At 55.3% G+C, this 17,981-nt stretch carries 11 protein-coding genes and 2 pseudogenes; 5 read left to right on the top strand and 8 right to left on the bottom strand.

Features of this window, described 5'->3' with window-relative positions; genetic code table 11:
- Positions 1-68 precede the first annotated feature (68 nt).
- The 5 genes from ACSQ8V_RS14485 to ACSQ8V_RS14505 form a co-directional block, all read right to left on the bottom strand.
- The gene (locus ACSQ8V_RS14485) at positions 69-1,223 is read right to left on the bottom strand and encodes an NAD-dependent epimerase/dehydratase family protein (RefSeq protein ID WP_436206121.1); all 1,155 of its coding nucleotides are present in this window, start codon (positions 1,221-1,223) and stop codon (positions 69-71) included.
- Positions 1,220-1,870 (bottom strand): acyltransferase, encoded by a 651-nt coding sequence (locus ACSQ8V_RS14490; protein WP_436206122.1) that lies wholly within the window; start codon positions 1,868-1,870, stop codon positions 1,220-1,222. Before ACSQ8V_RS14490 ends, ACSQ8V_RS14485 begins: the two co-directional genes overlap by 4 nt.
- Positions 1,867-2,868, bottom strand: a complete 1,002-nt coding sequence (locus ACSQ8V_RS14495) for a glycosyltransferase family 2 protein (RefSeq protein ID WP_436206123.1) — start codon at positions 2,866-2,868, stop codon at positions 1,867-1,869. The genes ACSQ8V_RS14490 and ACSQ8V_RS14495 overlap by 4 nt, the downstream gene beginning before the upstream one ends.
- Before the next feature lie 9 nt (positions 2,869-2,877).
- Positions 2,878-4,368: a lipopolysaccharide biosynthesis protein gene (locus tag ACSQ8V_RS14500; RefSeq protein ID WP_436206124.1), complete on the bottom strand. Its 1,491-nt coding sequence runs from the start codon at positions 4,366-4,368 to the stop codon at positions 2,878-2,880.
- Positions 4,369-4,635: 267 nt separating this feature from the next.
- A complete protein-coding gene (locus ACSQ8V_RS14505) occupies positions 4,636-5,868 on the bottom strand; it encodes a DegT/DnrJ/EryC1/StrS family aminotransferase (protein WP_436206125.1) in 1,233 nt (410 codons plus the stop codon).
- Positions 5,869-7,198: 1,330 nt separating this feature from the next.
- On the opposite strand from ACSQ8V_RS14505, the gene ACSQ8V_RS14510 reads away from it, so the two are divergent.
- Positions 7,199-9,406 carry a polysaccharide biosynthesis tyrosine autokinase gene (locus ACSQ8V_RS14510; RefSeq protein ID WP_436206126.1) on the top strand — a complete coding sequence of 736 codons (2,208 nt, stop codon included), beginning with the start codon at positions 7,199-7,201 and terminating at the stop codon, positions 9,404-9,406.
- Between the two features lie 912 nt (positions 9,407-10,318).
- Here ACSQ8V_RS14510 and ACSQ8V_RS14515 read toward each other — a convergent pair.
- The 3 genes and pseudogenes from ACSQ8V_RS14515 to ACSQ8V_RS14525 all read right to left on the bottom strand — a co-directional run.
- Positions 10,319-11,419: an acyltransferase family protein gene (locus tag ACSQ8V_RS14515; RefSeq protein ID WP_436206127.1), complete on the bottom strand. Its 1,101-nt coding sequence runs from the start codon at positions 11,417-11,419 to the stop codon at positions 10,319-10,321.
- Between the two features lie 600 nt (positions 11,420-12,019).
- Positions 12,020-12,251: pseudogene (locus tag ACSQ8V_RS14520) on the bottom strand (integrase core domain-containing protein); the annotation flags it as partial.
- A gap of 47 nt (positions 12,252-12,298) precedes the next feature.
- Positions 12,299-12,483 (bottom strand): annotated as a pseudogene (locus ACSQ8V_RS14525) (polysaccharide biosynthesis protein); the annotation flags it as partial.
- An 840-nt stretch (positions 12,484-13,323) separates the two neighbouring features.
- Between ACSQ8V_RS14525 and ACSQ8V_RS14530 the strand changes: the two are divergent.
- From ACSQ8V_RS14530 to ACSQ8V_RS14545, 4 genes are all read left to right on the top strand, one after another.
- A complete protein-coding gene (locus ACSQ8V_RS14530; protein WP_213767069.1) occupies positions 13,324-14,340 on the top strand; it encodes a glycosyltransferase family 2 protein in 1,017 nt (338 codons plus the stop codon).
- Between the two features lie 31 nt (positions 14,341-14,371).
- The gene (locus tag ACSQ8V_RS14535) at positions 14,372-15,022 is read left to right on the top strand and encodes a class I SAM-dependent methyltransferase (protein ID WP_436206128.1); all 651 of its coding nucleotides are present in this window, start codon (positions 14,372-14,374) and stop codon (positions 15,020-15,022) included.
- On the top strand, positions 15,019-15,888 hold the full coding sequence (locus ACSQ8V_RS14540) for a hypothetical protein (protein ID WP_436206129.1): 870 nt from the start codon (positions 15,019-15,021) through the stop codon (positions 15,886-15,888). Before ACSQ8V_RS14535 ends, ACSQ8V_RS14540 begins: the two co-directional genes overlap by 4 nt.
- A gap of 79 nt (positions 15,889-15,967) precedes the next feature.
- Entirely contained in the window at positions 15,968-17,773 is a 1,806-nt protein-coding gene (locus tag ACSQ8V_RS14545; protein ID WP_436206130.1) for a hypothetical protein, read from the top strand.
- Positions 17,774-17,981 lie beyond the last annotated feature (208 nt).

Here is a 17,981-nt window from a genome sequence, read left to right on the forward strand (position 1 = left end):
CTTTCTTCGAAAGGATCTAAAAACGCGAGGACTGCCGCCGGCCATCCAACATGGCCATCTGTGTGTCATCACGCGTCATGCTCGAAGCCTTTGAAGAGGCCTTTGGCTTTCATCTCGCCGATACTGTTCTCGTAAGTGTCCGTCACGATTTCCTGCTCGTCTACCCACCTTGCAAAGCTTCCTATGCCATCGCGGAAGAGCACTTTCGGTTCGAATTCCAGCAATTCGCGCGCTTTGGTCAAGTCGGCATAGACATGCCGCACGTCGCCCAGACGAAACGCGCCAGTCACCTCAATATCGACGTCGCTGTGGTAGAGCTCACGCAGTGCCTTCGCGACATCGATGACCGCCGTGCGCTCACCCGAACCGATGCCGAACACCTGGTCGTCTGCTTTCGGGCTGGTGAGCGCGGCATAGGTCGCATCTACCACATCGTCCACATACACGAAGTCGCGGCTCTCTAATCCGTCCTCGAATATCTTGATCGGATTACCATTCTTAATGCGTGTTGAAAAAATCGACAGAATGCCGGTGTACGGATTCGACAACGACTGGCCCGGGCCGTAAACATTCTGGTAGCGCAACGCTGACGCGCCAATGCCGATCGACCGGCACACAGTCATCACCATCTGCTCCTGATTCTGCTTGGTGATGCCGTACACAGACGACGGGTGAATCTTGGATTCTTCATCGGTTGGCACACACTCCATTGGCTCGCCACATTGCGGGCAAAGATGGTCGAAGCGACTTGCCAGCATGTCTTTCTCAAGGCGCGCGCCGGGATATACAAAGCCGGCCGCAGGCGAATAATATTTGCCCTCGCCATAAATTGCGCGCGAAGAAGCAACCACCACTTTGCGAACGGTGTTGCGGTCGTTCTGAACCAGGATGTCGAGCATCAACCCAGTGCCGCGAATATTAACGTCGACGTATCTATCAACTTCGTACATCGATTGGCCTGTTCCGGTCTCGGCCGCGAGATGAACAATTGCTTCCTGCCCTTGCATGGCGCGCTCGAGCGTCGGACGATCGGTCACCGAGCCCTGGATGAAGCGTACGCCCGGAGGCAATGACAAAAAAAGTGCCGACTTGTTGTACGGATCGTCGCCGTGAATCTGCGGCGACAGCGTGTCGAGCACCGTGATGTCGGCATTCTGTGCGGCTAGCTTGCGTGTGAGGTTCGAGCCGATAAAGCCCGCGCCGCCGGTAATTAGGATTTTCATCGTTTCTCTCGATCCCAGGACTTGGTTTCAAAGTTATAGCGTTTGATGATCCGTGCCGGATTGCCGGCGACGACGCAATAATCCGGCACGTCGCGGGTAACGACAGAATGAGCGCCAACGACCGCATTGCGTCCGACTGTCACATTGGGCAGAATGATTGCATTGAAGCCGATGAACGCGCCCTGCCCGATCACGACGTGGTTGCCGCGCGTCCGCAAGCGCTCCCCAACACGCGTAGCGTCGTCCACGTCGTCATACGGATGATCAACATCGACAATTGCGCAGTGTCCGGTGATCGTCGCGCCGTCCTGAATCTGGATCGAAGAGCCGCATATGATATGCACGTTCTGCTCGATGTTTACTCGATTGCCAATGACAAGACTCGGCAGCGCGTCAGGATCAGTCACGACAAGCTCGATGCGCGCACCCGGACGAATTAGCACCCTCTCGCCTATCGACGCGTATTGCACGTTTGTCAATAACAGCGGCCGGTAGATCGTCGTCTTTGCGCCGATCGCTTTGAAGATGTACGCATACCACAGGCGCGTCTTCATCCGGTACCAGGCAAGCACCGTCTTGTTCCATAGATCGAGCGAGCGGACCTTGTTGTTCGCAGCACGACCGCGGCTCTCTGTAAGCACCCTCATGCGCGCGTACGCAGGAACCCAAGCAAGCTCCTGACCTCCGAATATACGGGCCGCACCACACGCGGCCAATGGCGCACCAAGTACAGTCCGACCTGCTTTGCGCTGAGCAGTCGGGCGCGCGTGCTGGCCTCTATGCAGTGCACGAATTCCTCGCTGTAGCGGTGCTCCAGATAGAAAATCGCGGAGCTCAGGTATGCGTTAGCGCGTCCACGGTTCACCACGCTACGCGCCATGCCCAGGTCCTCCGCTATCTGGCACGTAGAAATCAGGTCGTCGACGTACTGCTTGCGACGCCTCGGGTTGCTAATCACATTGGCCGTCGCGCCGGTTGGGTTTACCCGATAGAGACCGAATTCTTCGTCCAGATAGAACGCGCGCGAGCCGTATAGAACATGCAGCAGGTGGGCGACGTCGGATACCGCTTTTAGGGCGCGATTGACGGGATTCCGTCGGCGCAGATGTGCGCGATACATCTCGGAACTATGAAAGAAGAACGGGCCGTTCACAATGAGATATTCGGCGTCGAAAACAGCAGGCTTTCTGCGTGGCAGTTGGAACTTCACAGGCGTCTTCGTGCTTGCATCGACTGTACGCATTTTGTGCGCGACTAAACCATATTCCGGATGAGTTTTCAGGAATTCGAGCTGGCGTTTCAGTTTGCCGGGCAACATGATGTCGTCGCCGTCTATGTTTGCGATGTATTCACCGGTCGCGATCGCGAGCGAGTCCGCGAGATTGCCCGAGAAACCGCAGTTCTGTTCATGCGACACAACCTTGAGCACGGCTGGATAGCGCGTGCGAAACGACTCAATGACTTCTAGAGAATTGTCTGTCGAATTGTCGTCACCGACGATCACTTCAAATGGTACGTCGAGTTCTTGATCGAGCACGCTTTGCAAGCATTCACCAATGTATTCTTCCTGGTTGTAGCAAAGCACCACGACGGACACAACTGGCGCAGCTTGGGCTTGAACGGAATCGGTGGTATAGGCATTCATGCTATTTCCTTAATTAAAAACGAGGCGTCCTATCATGGCCCGAGCCTTACGCTGAACGATAGGAGAGACCACCACCGTTGCTGCGACCATAGCGATCCATCCACCCGACAGAATGAAAAAGAGTTCGATGCGCGAAAACGACGATAACTCCGCTTGATAGAGGGCCACACCTACGGCGCCGACCATAGCGACGCGCGCGGCAAGCCCGCGATACCAACTGCCATTGAGTCCAGGCAGAAACTTGCTGTGCACAATCGCGACCCAGCCGAGTAGCAGGATAATATTTACTCCTAACCATGCATAGGCGACACCTACCGCACCATGGTGGATTGCCCCGTATAAAACTGCAGGTATGAAAAGCGCCAGAAAGCCGACGTTGCCTTTGAGGTGCAACGACAAATCCCCCTTCGCGTACTGCACCAGAAACGCTAGCGCGGCGATTACTGAACACGCGTTGCCGACGGCATAGCACTGAAGCGTGCGCAGCGCCTCGGGCGTCGCCGGCGCGCTTGCGGACCAGAGCCGGAACACAGAATCGGGTGCACACGCAAAGATTGCCGCGACAGGAATCACCGCTATTGACGTGACCTCGGTCGCTAGTAGATACATCCTGCGGATGCGCGCGCCACCGCCAAAACTCTCCGCCGTGAGCTGAGGAATGAACGCTTGCTGAATGGGGTTCGCGAGTAGCATGATCCCGCCCGCGAGCAGCGTCGCCATACTGAATACCGCAAAGGCCGACAGCGGCAGCATCTTCGATAAAATAACCTTGTCTATCTGCGACGTCCACGCCCACATAAACGCCGAGAATGCGATTGACAGCGATAGCTTCGCTCGCGACAAAAGCACCGACAACGAGAAGCGCATTGAGAAGAAGCGCGCATCGATCGAATGACCAAGCAGAATGCGCATCGCCGCCGCTTCGCCGACAATGGCCGCGAATTGCCACGAGAAAAAAACCTCAATGCGCGGCACCAGGGCGATCAAGGGCACCACAAGCACGCTGCGAATCAGAGCAAACGTGACGACAATGCCATTCAACGCGACCTGCCGGTCGATTCCAACCACTCCACCGCGATAGAGCGCGGAAAGCCAGCGTGCGGACGCGGTGAACATCATTAGTACGAATGCGATACGGATGTCATGCGCAGGCAAAGACGTCGTTTTCAACCATCGGTCTGCGAAGAACGGCGCCACGAAAATCGACAATACGAGCAGCACGGCGCACAGGCCGATGATGAGCTTTTCGAGCGATTCAAGCAGAAGGCTCACTTCCACTTTCGAACCGGTGCCGGCGCGTAGACTGCCCAGTTCACGGCAAAGCGTCGGTGACAGCCCAAGATCCAACACCTGAACCCAAGCGAGGAGTACCGCATTGATCGCAATCAGTCCATACGCCTCGACGCCCAGATGGCGCACGTAAATCGGCACCATGACAATGCTCAGCGCAGCGGTAATGATCTGGCTGGCGAAATTGGTAATCAGGCTGTGTTTTAGCATCGCGTCATGCAAACTACGTGAAGAAAAGCCCACAAGCGCCGCTTGCGTAGACGCATCGACAAAATTCGGCGAATTTGGCCCGACGTCGCCGTTGTGCGGTATGAATTCAAAGAGGATTCCGAATTAGAAACTCCTGGAAAATTGGATGGAACCACCTTCTTCTAGCCACACTATCGGCCTTGAGAAAAATCGTCTGCTCGTTAACGGGCCGCTGCGAAGATTCGAATGGATTCGGACGGACAATCCGAATCACTCGATCCTCTATGGTCACGCTGCACCCGCCACGGCCGGCGTGGACGCTCGGTCGGCGACGCGCCTTCTTCTGCCCGAAACCGTGGCGCCCTCCACGGGCGGAGTCAGCGCCGTGACAAGCACGTCCATGGGTTGCGGCGCCTTTTGCCGGTCCGGAACGTCCGCGCCGCATAATCCGCACTCCCGGACTATCACGCTAGAGATCCTGTCAACGTCAGCGTCCTCGAGACCAAAATAAAGCGGCAACGCTAGAACCCGGCAGGCTATGTCGTCGCTGATCGGCGTATTCTGAACGCCAACATAGTTGAGGGATGACAACGATGGAAAGAAGTAACGACGAGGAAAAACGTCGCTCCGGCGTAGTGCTTCGGTGACTCTGTGAAGCATCGCTTCGCTATCGAAAATCACGGGGAAGTACGCATGGTTATACGTGCACGGCACACGTATCACCGGACGACGCAAATTCGCCCTGTCAAGTCCTTCCTCATAGCGCAGGGACAAGGCCTGGCGGCTTGCAAGAATCTCGTCCACGTGGGGGAGGTTTACAATCCCCATCGCCGCGTGGAATTCGGAATTCTTGGCATTGATGCCCACGCGCACAAACCCCTCGCCGACTTGTCCGAAGCTGCGCATCGTCGCAAGCACCCGTTGCACATCGGGGTCGCGCGCGAACACCGCGCCGCCCTCGACTGTATGGAACAGCTTTGTCGCATGGAAACTCGTGGCCGAGATATCGCCCCAGGCGAAAATTGATTCACCATCAATGGACGTACCGAACGCATGCGCGGCGTCGTAGATCACCTTCAGGCCATACTCGCGTGCAATTTCGTCGATCGCGAACACGTCGCATGGATTGCCATAGACGTGCGTCGCGAGAATCGCGCTGGTGCTCGGCGTAATCGCACGGCGGATCTTATCCGGATCGATGTTGAGGGTACCCGGATCTATATCCACCATCACAGGTCGGCAGTTTTCCCAAACAATGCTCGACGTCGTCGCGACATAGCTGAACGGCGTCGTGATAACTTCACCAGTCAGGCTGAGCGCGCGGATCGCCAGTTGCAGTGCGATCGTGCCATTGGACACAAACAGCAAGTTATCGATCTTTAGATAGTCCTTCAGTTCCGCCTCGAGCTGCCGGACAAGGGGTCCATTATTCGTGAGCCATTCGCGCGAGAAAATCCCTTCAAGTAATTCCACATACTTATCCATAGACGGCAAATACGGTTTCGATACGTTGATGACCATCGCGCAGGCTCCCTCTATGATTGTTATTTCTTCTGCCCTACTGTGCTAGTCCCCGAATGGTGCGGTACACGGCCCTGCTTCGATAATCAAACGCCCTGCAGCACGGACGAGGGCGATGTTGATTAATGACAATGGCATCAATCCGGCCTCATCCAGAGCCGCGTCGCGGCCTCCTTAACGAGTCTTAGCTCAAATCACCGGACGTCCGATATAGAGGTACCGAGCCGGCGCTCTCCGTACACTAACGTTCTGTTTGTATCCTGCGCCGCCCGTGTCATAGGTTCACCTGGGATTTATCAAGTTCATCACCCGCGTTTCGATGCAGTGTCTTCGAAGTGAATCAGCGAACCGGCCAAAAATTTGTTTGTATTTGAGAACGAGCGTACCCGCGCCAGTATGGTCGGAATGTGCGGAGACGCACGTTCGATGGCGATGCGTTTTTTGGCGGAGCGTATTTCGTCATACTAATTTGGCAACACGGAGCAAACGCTTTCAAGATAGTTAAGATCCCAGACGATTACGTCACCGTTCTTTTATCTACGCGTGTTAGCTTGTCGTCTGTTTCGCCATCAACCCGTACGTCAGATGTTTTCCAGTAAGACGGGGGCAGACGCGAGGATTACGACGTCGAGAGAGGCGCAGCCGATCGCCATGATTGATTTCGCTTGGTTGCCTACCGAACACTACAGGATTCTCAAACATGTATTCTTAGACCATCGAATTTCTCGGTTGAACGACATTGACGAGCGAGCATCCAAATGCCGACCGCTAACAATCCCGGCTTGTTGACCCCGCATTGAATTTATTGGGGCATGAAGTGTCATCGACGGCGCCCAGTTGGATACCAGCTATCCCACGGATCATTGTTCTTTCAAGAGGATATCGAAGCAAATCGATTTCTGCGGGCGGTGAGGTGGGGATCTGCAGGGTGAGGCAACGAGCGGCGTTCCCTATGGCCCGTCGTTCAATTAATCAGCATGTACGTGGGACGTCTCGCGAGGGCAACATCGACTGGGTTCAGTCCGTGCCCCGTGGTTGCCGTCTCCCGGACCTGCCAGCCTAGGAGGAAAACGCCTGCCGGATGCTTTTCGATTTCGGTGCCTATTGCTTAACAACGCTCTTCGGCATCCGGATATTGCCGGTGCGCCGAATAATCAGACAAAGAGCCGTCCCGTTCGATCGGATTTTGCTGTGATGCGTCCCATGTGGCATGGCCGTCACGCGCTATCGGCGTCCTTGATTAATTGGCTACCGACCTTTGTTTCGTGAAATCTTGAAACTTCGTTGGTCCGTTTGACCAGAACCGTTCCGCTTCGTACCGAAGATATCCATGAAACAAACCTCGCTATATCCCAAAGTCCGTAATGCGGCTGACAACGATGTGAATTTCCTCGCCCTGCTAGGCGTCCTGATGGCGAATCGGTGGCTTATCCTCGGCATCACATCCGCTTTTATTGGTCTGGGCGGCCTTTATGCGTTTCTTGTACCAGCGACATACGAGACCAATGTCCTCCTTCAGGTCGAGGACCGCCCCGATACTTCGAACTCCAAAAACGTGCTGGGAGACGCTTCAAGCATGTTTGACGTCAAATCGTCGACCGCTGCCGAAGCCCAAATTCTAGGATCTCGCGCGATCATCGAACGTACGGTCGACAAGTTGCTACTTTTCGTCGACGCGAAACCTCGGAGGTTTCCGATTATCGGGAGCCGGATTGCGGAGAACGCTGACGGCTTGTCGACTCCGGGAATATTTGGGCTCGGCGGGTTCGCTTGGGGCACGGAGTCAATTACTGTCAAGCGCTTCGACGTACCAGCCAAATATGAAGGGCATAAATTCGTACTACTATATTTAGGAAATGGGCGCTATCAGCTATCTGGAGCCGATCTCGAACAAGCGGTCAGTGGCCAGATCGGCCAGAAAGAGCGGTTTTCTACCCCAAAGGGACCTATCGATCTGACGGTTACAGATCTATCCGCCAAACAAGGCGTCGTGTTTGATCTTTATAGAAATTCGAGGCTGAGGACTATTGAAGGACTCCAGAACAATCTGGATGTTCAGGAAAAGGTAAAGCAATCCGGCGTTGTCGTGGCGACCTTACAAGGCGAAGACCCACAAAAAATCAGTGACATTCTAGAAGAGATTGAATTTCAGTATACCCGTCAGGACATGGAGCGAAAGGCCGTTGAAGCGGCGAAATCACTGGACTTCTTAAAAGTCCAGTTACCTGCGCTAAAGAGGCAATTAGAGGAAGCGCAGCAAAAGAACACCGATCTCCTTAAAGACAGAGCGATAGTGGATCTTCCGGAAGAGGCAAAGTTGGCCATCAATCAAATGGGCACTTTAAAAGCTCAAATGTTGGCGCTCCAGCAAAACCGGAGGGAACTCGCAACTCGTTTCACGGCAGACTATCCTGCGATTGAAGCAATTGATAACCAGATCCGAGCATTTCAGGTCCAACAAAATCGGTTTTCCGAGCAACTCAGTAAATACCCAGACCTGCAACAAGATGTTGCCCGGTCTGCACTCGACGTGAAGATTGATACGGCACTTTATACTGCTCTCCTGAGTAATGCTCAGCAGCTTGAACTGGTCAAAGCGGGGAAAACAGGAACGATCAGATTGATTGACACGCCTGTGGTTCCGGATCGGCCAATACACCCCAAAAAGTCAATCATACTCATACTCTCTGCGTTCGCTGGTTTGCTGACCGGAGCTGCGGTTTCACTCTTACGCAGCATGATTCGGGGAGTTAGCCACCCTAGCCAGATCGAACGCCGTTTGGGCCTCGATGTTTACGCGACGATTCCCTTTAGCGAACGCCAGCGCAGCATGGTCAAAAGTGTGCGCAAACTGAGCCAGGAAACGACGTCTCTTCTGGCTGAAGCATCCAGAGCCGACCCTGCCGTCGAGAGCTTGCGTACGCTGCGAACAGTACTACATCACGGAATGGAAGGTGCAGCCAATAAAATAATACTCGTGACGGGAGCAACTCCGGGGGTGGGTAAATCGTTCATCGCCGCCAATTTAGCCACGGTGCTCGCCACGACGGGAAAGAGCGTTTTATTGATTGACGCGGATTTGCGGAATGGCCATTTACACCAGTATTTTGGTCGGAGTCCTGGACGTGGTTTGTCCGAGTTTCTATCTGAAACGGTAGATCTATCCGACATCGTACGAGAAGGTGTAGTCCGAAATCTCGATTTCGTTTCGACTGGGACTTCGTCATTTTTACCTGACGAACTATTGTTGAGTTCGCGGCTGGAATCGCTGTTGGAGGAGTGCGCCAACAGCCACGATATTGTAGTCATTGACTCACCTCCTATTCTTGCCGTTTCCGATGCTAGCACCTTGGCTAAATATGCTGGCACGGTTTTCCTGGTGGCGCTGTCGGAAGTAACTAAAATCGCGGAGCTTGACGAGTGCTCAAGACGCTTGGAACGCGCTGGCGCGAGGATCACTGGCGTCATTTTTAACGGCGCGAATCCCAAGGCGGAAATCTATGGCTACGGTGCACACTACGGGCGCCAGGTTGGTTAGCCGGAGATTGCACTGCCTACCCGTGCGAGGTATGTTGCCTCTTGATACCCTGTATGAAACTTGACCCGAAAGGCGAGGCGCACGACACCATTCACTGCAGCAAATTCGTTTCGAAGTAGGAATGGCAAGTTCCGGCTCTCTTAAGCAGTTACAGCAATGGCTGTTACCTTATATGGATCCAGGCAGCGGATTCTTCTGCAAAAATTCAGCGTAGCACGACTCTTCGAAACTCGCGATTGGCGCGGTTTTCGCCATCACATCGTTACGCATCGCGGCCCACTCGCAACAGGTGACACTCGCGGGAAGCCTTGGCCTTATGGGGTTTGCGAGGTTCGCCAGCAGCGCCGTTCAAGCCTGCCTGGGAAAGTGGACACGATAACCCCCTGCGCTCATGCAAGCCGGTATGCTGTGGCCCGGCCTTGGAACGGGTCGGAGCAAGGGAGATCGGACCCTCGATGCAAAGGTAGAGCGATGCCGAGCCGATCCAAATCGCCAGCAAGGAGGGAATGACAGCGGCAAGAACAATATCCCATGGTTGCCATTGGGACATGCACATGCGCGGAAGCAAAGAAGATCGCTTTCAGCATCAATCTGTGCAGCAAATAGTAGGAGTACTCATATTACCGAACAAACGCAAAGGCGCGAAGCATATTCGTTTGGCAACTATATGAAACCAACTGTCTCGTAGTTCTTTGCCTCACGAAACTACATTCGCAGCGTCAGCAAGCATCGGCTCTGCGGCGCATTGGTGCGTCTCGTTACTGCGCTCCGGTCCACGCCCAGTTGTCATTCGTCGCTGGCGGTTTGTCAGCAGGTGTGTTGTCTTCGGCACAAAGCTCTTATGCCCGGCCATGCCCTGAATCAACGCGCCTTTAGAGTGTTCCCCAGAAGTGAGTGCGACGTTGTGGGTCATCAAACGGACCCGGCAGCGGCACTCTCGCTCGGCACGGCACTCTTCGCAGAGGTTTGACGGCGTGGCTTAAGGGAAAGGAACGGTTTTTCAACAAGGTGCCAGGATAGCGCAGCCAGTACCAGCGTCGGGACGACCGACAGACCAAAATTCAAGAAGGGCTGGCCGTGGGTATGGAAGCTAAAGGACACTATCTGTTGGATGGGAAAGCCATATATGTAGACTCCGTACGAAAAGTCACCGAAACGTCCCGCCGAACGTAATAGTGCGGGCTGACACAGACAGGCCGACAAAATCGCGTAAGGCAAGACAAGGTAGAGTCCTATTTCGGATAGTGGACCTTCCGGTATGAGCGGAAGCAGAAACAGCGATAGCAAAGCCAATTGAGCATTAAGGATTGTTCGTGGCACAGCAACTCGCCAGAAAGCGCCCAAGAGGAAGTATGGCGCGACTTCCAGCGCATCCGAGATAGTCTGACCATGCGCACCCAGGTGCGGCTTGACGAACACCACGTACAAACTGATTCCGCATAGACCGACGGTGCCAAAAATGATCCGGGTTTTTTCGCCTTTTCCCCAAAGCACTAATAGCGGCGACATGATGTACATGCCGAACTCGATTGGCAAAGTCCACAACGAGCCGTTGACTGCTTCCGGATAGGTGTTGTGCTCAAACACGCCCGGCAGTAGCGCTTGCGGCCGAAGAATTATGTTCAGAAGGTAACGCGGCAGCAGAGGTGACGTGAAGTACTCGCCAAGCGGCAGACTGGTTACGAGCGGCCCGAGTACGAATGCGCTCAACAGAGTGCAGACCAGAAGGCCCGGGAAGATCCGTAGGGATCTGCGCGACAGATAGCGAAACACCGAAGGATCGCGCCTCCAACTCTCAATCACCAGGTAGCCACTAATTATAAAAAAGACCTTGACTGCAATGGTCGATACATGATTTCCGAATATCGACGGGACCGTTGTGCCGGTCAGCGCGAACGCATGACCATACAAAACAACGAAGGCCGCGAACAAACGTATTGCATCGAAATTATCCTTCGAATGCGAAACGCGGCTTTTGCGCGGTAGCTTGTTACCGATGGGAAAAAGTTGCATGAACGATCAACCCCGCGAAAGAGCCGGCCCGTGTTAGCACCTGAAATGACTTTTCTTCATACCGTTCATCTCTGTCTCAAGCGAAGAAGATGCTTGGGATACCTGTCATCGATATTGCGTCGCTCGATACGTGCACACCCGCGACAAGCATGAGAGGCGCATCAGCATCGCCCGGAGACGGTTCGGCGGAAACATGCGGACAGTTGCAGCGCGATCCACGATCACACTTGAGTTGTGGATCTCGGCTATGACGGATCGAGTTCGTCGCCCGAGTTCTCATTGCGCCTTGCACGACTGGATACTTAGGCCATGTGCCATCGCCGCAATCCAGCATTTCGGAACTGTGGGGGAACCGCGGGATACTTTCTGTGCGTCAGCGCACTCACATCGGAAGTGGGGGTGACCCGCTTCAGTGGACGATTAAGCAGTTGAATTTTGCATAGGTGAATTTCCTCCGTTTGAGATGGGGGTGCGAGTTGTCCACGGCCGGCCAGTGGGTCGCCTATTACGACCATGACGCTGGCCGGCGGTGGGCAACTCGCAGGCCGATGACGTTCGGTTTTGTTCAGCATAGGCGCACTCGAAGCTGATCGGCGAACACTAGCCGATGCTACGGTGACTGCGATGCGAGTTGTACCAGCCTCCGATGAACGAAGATCTCGCTTCGAGCCTGCTTGTGCGTCTCGAAGCGCCTGCGCGCGAACAGTTCGCACTCAAGCGGGGCGAAGAAGCTTTCGCACATGGCGTTGTCGAAACAGTCGCCCACTGTCCCCATCGAGGGGCGCACACCCGTCTCATGGCAACGCTGGCCGAAGGCGATCGAGGTGAATTGACGCAAAACGGGATGACTGCAACGATTCAGCAGTTGATGGAATGGCAGTTGCGCACCGCTACCCACACGTTCTGCTCTTCCATCAACGGTACGTGCTTGTATGCAGCCGCGTGAAACACGATATGCGGGGCGAAATGCGACATGCTCCGATCGAGCAATAGCGAATCCGTGGGATCACCGACAGATCCGGAAACCGCTCATGCAATTCTTCGATGAGCAGATATATCGCATGCCTGTGTCGAGTCACCGTCCATACCTTTTAGGTTTCTCGAAACGCTCGACTAATATGGCGAAGTCGTCGCGCCGATCTCCGCGCACCCGCACCCGTGCCCGATTCCCTATGCTGAATTAGCGAACCGAATTCACACTTGAGAAAAGTAAAGCAAACGTTATGCCAAAATTAAATGAAAGTGTCGGGTCCGACGTCCCGGCCAATATGCTGCTAAACCCATCGCCAATAAGGAGGCCTGTTAATCTACACGATCACTCCAAATTAGTTACCGATTATTACGCGTCGACCCACTCCGGATTAGCGACGAAATTTGACCCATTGCATCGCAAAAATTGGCTAATATTGATACTTCGATAGTGCGCGGCTCGAACGAATCTACGATACAACTACCGTAGTTACAGTGATTGAATAAAAAAAATTTCGAGCAGTACTGAGATTCAAACTGCTCCCGCCAACGGACACAAGTCATGTGCCCGTCAAGCACAGGAAACGTTTCTGATTAAGGAGTTAATAACAACTCCGTTGCACAGTGAGGTAAAAAAATGTACCTTTCTGGGTACTTCGATACGAGCGCCGATTAATGGACCGAGTCAATTTCCGTGCAGAAGCGTGCTCAATTTTTCGGACGTCGGAATCAAATGACGACAGAGCATTCCAAACTTCTACACTCAGACGACTAGGCATACGATCCAATTTGCACTAAAGTGCGCCGGTTATTTTTTAAGTGTGAGCGCCGGCTACCGCCCTGACACTAGACAGTGCGGTCGCCGCCGTTCCATGAACTGTAGCGACAAAGAGTTACGTTTGCCGCAAAGGTTCGCGTCCTTCGCAGGTTTGACAATGAAGTTGATCATCCAAATCCCGTGCTTCAATGAAGCACAAAGCATTGCGATAACGCTCGCCGCGCTACCTCGCGAGGTCAAGGGTTTCGACAAGGTGGAGTGGCTGGTTATCGACGACGGAAGTACCGACGACACCGCCGCCGTCGCGCGTAGAAACGGTGCAGATCACGTCGTACGCCATACCGGTAACCAGGGACTTGCCCGAGCCTTCATGACGGGTATCGAGGCTTCGGTGCGCTTAGGCGCCGACGTTGTTGTCAATACCGACGCAGATAATCAATACGACGCCCGCGATATTCCCGCGCTGGTTGAACCAATCTGTCAGGGCGTTGCAGAAATAGTAATAGGCGCGCGGCCCATTGCTGAGATAGAGCACTTCTCTGCCGCGAAAAAATTCCTCCAGAAGCTCGGTAGCTGGGTTGTCCGAACCGCAAGCCGCACTACGGTGGAAGATGCGGCCAGCGGATTCCGGGCGTTCAGTCGAGATGCCGCGCAGCGCCTCACCGTGTTCAGCGACTATACCTATACCCTCGAGACAATCATCCAGGCTGGCCAGAAGAACATGGCGGTCATCTCCGTACCGATTCGTGTGAATCCGGATCTGCGGCCGTCGCGGCTTGTTAAAAGCGTCCCGTCGTACGTATTCAGGTCAATGCTGACAATCTGCCGGATCTTCGTTATATACCGCCCTGGCCGCTTCTTCGGCACGCTTGGCACGGCCTTGCTGGCAGCGTCGTTCGTGCCTGGTGTGCGATTCATTGCGTTATACCTTAACGGCGAAGGGCAAGGTCACGTCCAGTCGCTCATTCTTGCGTCCATCCTTGCTGGCATGGGTATTCAGACCCTCTTGGCGGCAGTGATCGCCGAACTGCTCGCGACCAACCGGAAGCTTCTGGAAGATATTCGCTACACCGCGAAGCGCGCGGAGCCGGTCGCATCCACTAGCGGCAAGAACTCATTTGCCGTGGTCGTGCCGCGTAGATCAGAACAACCGCGTTCAGCTACGCGCTCCTGAACTGAACCCGCAGAAAAGAAGGCACTCGCTGATGAAGATTTCGCAGGGAATGGTCGAAAACGGAACCGTAGTGGGGAATACCTACGATAAATACGGATCGAAAAATGTCATCGTTCGGCGGCTCATGCAGGGGTTCGATAACTCGCTGACCGAGCTTGTCGGTAAGGTGTCCCCTCAATCCATTCACGAGGTTGGATGCGGCGAGGGATATTGGGTCATGCGGTGGGCGGATCAGGGCATTGCGTCCACCGGCAGTGATTTCTCAGGAAAAGTGATCGAACTGGCTCGCGCGAATGCGTTGGAGCGGGGCATGACATCCGATCTGTTTTCCGTGGAAAGCATCTACGAATTACCCCATAGGACAACGAAGCCCGAGCTGATCATTTGCTGCGAAGTGCTGGAGCATCTGGAGCATCCCGAGGACGCACTACGTGCGTTGCAAGTCGCAGCGAAGGAATATGTCATCGTCAGCGTGCCGCGCGAGCCGATCTGGAGTGCGCTGAACCTCGCGCGAGGCAAGTACCTGATGAGCGGCGGAAATACCCCTGGTCATATCCAGCGATGGTCGGCGTCAGCGTTCAAAACCCTGGTGTCCCGATACTTCGATATTCTGGAAATCCGCACCCCGCTGCCCTGGACCATGCTGCTGTGCCGCGTGCCAAGCGTACCGCGTTCGCAATGAGTTCGACGTTGAAGCGCGCTTTGTCCTGGGGCGGCAGCGCGCTGGGTATTCTCGGTGTCGCTTTTGTCGCGCTGAAGCTGTTCGACTATGGCAATCGGGTGCCGATGAACCGTATCGGCATGGGACAGTGGTTCGGCATTGCGGCCCTGGCGCTTGTGTATGGCGCATCCGGTTTTCTTCTGGCGATCGCCTGGCGAGACATCCTGCGCCATCTCGGCGTGACGGTTCGCCGAGACTGGGCCGCCTGGGCATATGGCGTTTCACAGCTCGCCAAATATGTCCCGGGCAATGTGTTTCACCTCGCCGGACGACAAGCACTCGGCGCGTCGGCCGGCCTGCCGCAGTGGCCGCTCGGCAAGTCGCTGGTCTGGGAACTCGGCACGATCGCGGTCATGGCCGGACTGTTCGCGCTGTGGACAATTCCTTCGTTCCTGCCGCTGCCCGTATGGGTCGCACTCCTTGTATTTGCGTGCGCAGCGGGCGGTTCTGTCGCGATCATCCGCCGCGTGTTCAGTCCCGACCTGGCGCGGGCCGCTGCGCTGCAACTCGTGTTTCTCGCCCTCTCCGGCATCATCTTTGCGATGCTGTTCAAGCTTTTGGGTGGCGGGTGGAATTGGGTTCCTGTTGGCGGAGCGTATGTGGTCGCATGGCTGATCGGACTGGTTACGCCCGGGGCACCGGCGGGCGTCGGGGTTCGCGAGGCGGTCTTGTTTTTCTTGCTGCGCCCGCTTCTCGGGCAGGCTGATCTGCTCGAAATCATTCTCATCGGACGACTCGTCACCGCGGCGGGCGATCTGGCTTTCTTTCTTGCCGCGTCGGTGTGCTTTTCAGGGCGGCCCACGGGGTTGCTCGTTGAAACAGCGTAACGCGCGGATCGTAACCTTCACCGGCATTTTAACTATGACAACACCCGGATCAGGCATGCGTGCGCAACGAATCTTCGGAATGAAGGCACTCTGTCTGGTAGTGCTGCTCGCGGCGATCGCAGCAATCTACGGATCGATTCCGTTTTATTCCGCGCCGGTAATGGGGCAACTTGTCTGGGTATCGTCGTTCGCACAGTCCTTCGCGAACAATGGCTGGTTCACGGTGTTTTCCCATAACTTCGGTTACCCCCGCACTGCGCCTATGGCGTTCGGCTTGCCGGGAGCGCTTGTAGAAGGCGCGTTGCTGCGTGTCACTACGCTAAGCGCCGCCGATGCCTACTCGTTCATGACCGTCGGTTATCTGGCGCTGGCGGGTTGGGGTGCAATTCGTTGCGCTCAACGGATCGGGCTTAGCTATCGTGCGGCGGTCCTCGCAGCCGTCGTGTGGCTGACCATGCCGATGGTTTGGGCACACGCGGTCTATTCGATGCTGTCAATCGGCATCGCCTTGCTTCCCTTCTACCTGAACCAGGCGTTGCGCGTATGCCGCATTGACAACACCCGCGTCTCGACACTCGCTGGCAACGCCTTGGGCTTCGCCGCAACTGCGGTGCTGTCGGTGTTCATGGACGGCTACACGTTTGTCATGTTTGCGTTGGCGACCTTCATTTTTCTCGCCGTCGAAGGAGTAGCCGATCGTGCTCGCCTTAGATGGGTCACCGTGGTCAGCTTGCCCATTTGTATTGTTGGCTTCGCGGTCGCGTATTTACTCTATGTGTCGTTCCTCGGTTTTCCACTCTTCACGCCTGACTCGCTCGACCTTTTCCGCGGATGGGGAGTCGACGTAACCATGCTGGTCTTGCCCACCAAAGGGTTGTTTTGGTTTTGGGACCATCTTGGCATGGGCCTGGATCGAAACGATCAGTTCTACTACGGCGATGCGTCGGTGTGGACAACGACGTTTTCACTGTTCCTTGGATTTTTTGGCTGCCTTGGATTTTTTGTCGTCAGGCGTCAAAAAATCGCCGTTGCCTTTCTCGCCATTGCGATCATAGGGACTTATCTTTCCCTGGGACCGTCCTTAAAGGTTTACTCGTTGCGGCCTCAAGCCGATATTGTCGCCGGCAATTTTTCTCCGTTCATGCCAGCTGCCAATGCAGTCATGCCCACTGGCAGTGCGTACCTCTCCGAGCATGTACCGGGCTTCAAGAATATGCGCGCGAGCTATCGGTGGCTGGCTCTCGGCCTGTTCGGACTGTGGGCGCTGTTTGCAATGTTGATCGGCGAGCTGGAGCGGCGGCAACATGCTGGCTGGGCGCTTGTGCTGGTCGCGCTGACGGTTGTCTGCAACCTTCCAAAACCACATGTGATGGCGTCTCAATCGGTTGTTAATCCGCCGAATGCGCGGGTGAAACTGCGGGCGCCGCATCATTGGCAGGACTCGTTGCGCAACGTCGATGCAACGTTAGTGGCATCGTTTAAACGCCAGATACGGCCGGGAAGCGTCGTCGCCTTCGTGCCCCAGGGGAACGATTTCCTCGCGGCCTATCTTGCCGCCGAGGCAAATGTGAAGACGTACAACTCGGGTGGCGACAAGAACGTGGAGATCGCGAGATCCGCGTGGCCCGTGAACATTCAGGCACTGTTCGCCAGCGACCCCGAACACCTTGGCGCGGCGATCGAACAGACACTCGATACCCATGACGCCAATTACGTGGTGGTGTCCTTTATCGATCTGCTCTGGGACGCGCACGAGTGGCCCCCGGCAACAGCAAGCGTGGAAGCAGCGAAGGCCCGTTTTGCGGGCGCTCTCGACCAGCTTCAGGCAGATCCAAGGTTCGTGGTGTCGCGTGGCGAGTACTTCGCGACGGTAGGGCTGCGGTAGGTTTTTTATGCGGGAGGATGCCCGAGTGCGCTTTGACGGAGTGCGTTAAGCGAGCCGCCGATCAACCCTGAGCACCTTAAGCACTTCCATGCTTTTCGTTGGCACGTGTATGAATGGCGAGAGGGGTGAGCGAAATCCTGCTACGCCGAACCATACCGCGCGATGAATCGCACACGCTTCGCCCCCGATCCGAGTTATTCGAATCAGT

This window comes from Caballeronia sp. LjRoot31 (assembly GCF_964253885.1).
Lineage (GTDB): Bacteria > Pseudomonadota > Gammaproteobacteria > Burkholderiales > Burkholderiaceae > Caballeronia.

Coding starts and splice junctions, on each gene's coding strand:
- ACSQ8V_RS14485 (WP_436206121.1), bottom strand. CDS start 1,223: ATGAAAATCCTAATTACCGGCGGCGCGGGCTTTATCGGCTCGAACCTC.
- ACSQ8V_RS14490 (WP_436206122.1), bottom strand. CDS start 1,870: ATGAGGGTGCTTACAGAGAGCCGCGGTCGTGCTGCGAACAACAAGGTC.
- ACSQ8V_RS14495 (WP_436206123.1), bottom strand. CDS start 2,868: ATGAATGCCTATACCACCGATTCCGTTCAAGCCCAAGCTGCGCCAGTT.
- ACSQ8V_RS14500 (WP_436206124.1), bottom strand. CDS start 4,368: ATGCTAAAACACAGCCTGATTACCAATTTCGCCAGCCAGATCATTACC.
- ACSQ8V_RS14505 (WP_436206125.1), bottom strand. CDS start 5,868: ATGGTCATCAACGTATCGAAACCGTATTTGCCGTCTATGGATAAGTAT.
- ACSQ8V_RS14510 (WP_436206126.1), top strand. CDS start 7,199: ATGAAACAAACCTCGCTATATCCCAAAGTCCGTAATGCGGCTGACAAC.
- ACSQ8V_RS14515 (WP_436206127.1), bottom strand. CDS start 11,419: ATGCAACTTTTTCCCATCGGTAACAAGCTACCGCGCAAAAGCCGCGTT.
- ACSQ8V_RS14530 (WP_213767069.1), top strand. CDS start 13,324: ATGAAGTTGATCATCCAAATCCCGTGCTTCAATGAAGCACAAAGCATT.
- ACSQ8V_RS14535 (WP_436206128.1), top strand. CDS start 14,372: ATGAAGATTTCGCAGGGAATGGTCGAAAACGGAACCGTAGTGGGGAAT.
- ACSQ8V_RS14540 (WP_436206129.1), top strand. CDS start 15,019: ATGAGTTCGACGTTGAAGCGCGCTTTGTCCTGGGGCGGCAGCGCGCTG.
- ACSQ8V_RS14545 (WP_436206130.1), top strand. CDS start 15,968: ATGAAGGCACTCTGTCTGGTAGTGCTGCTCGCGGCGATCGCAGCAATC.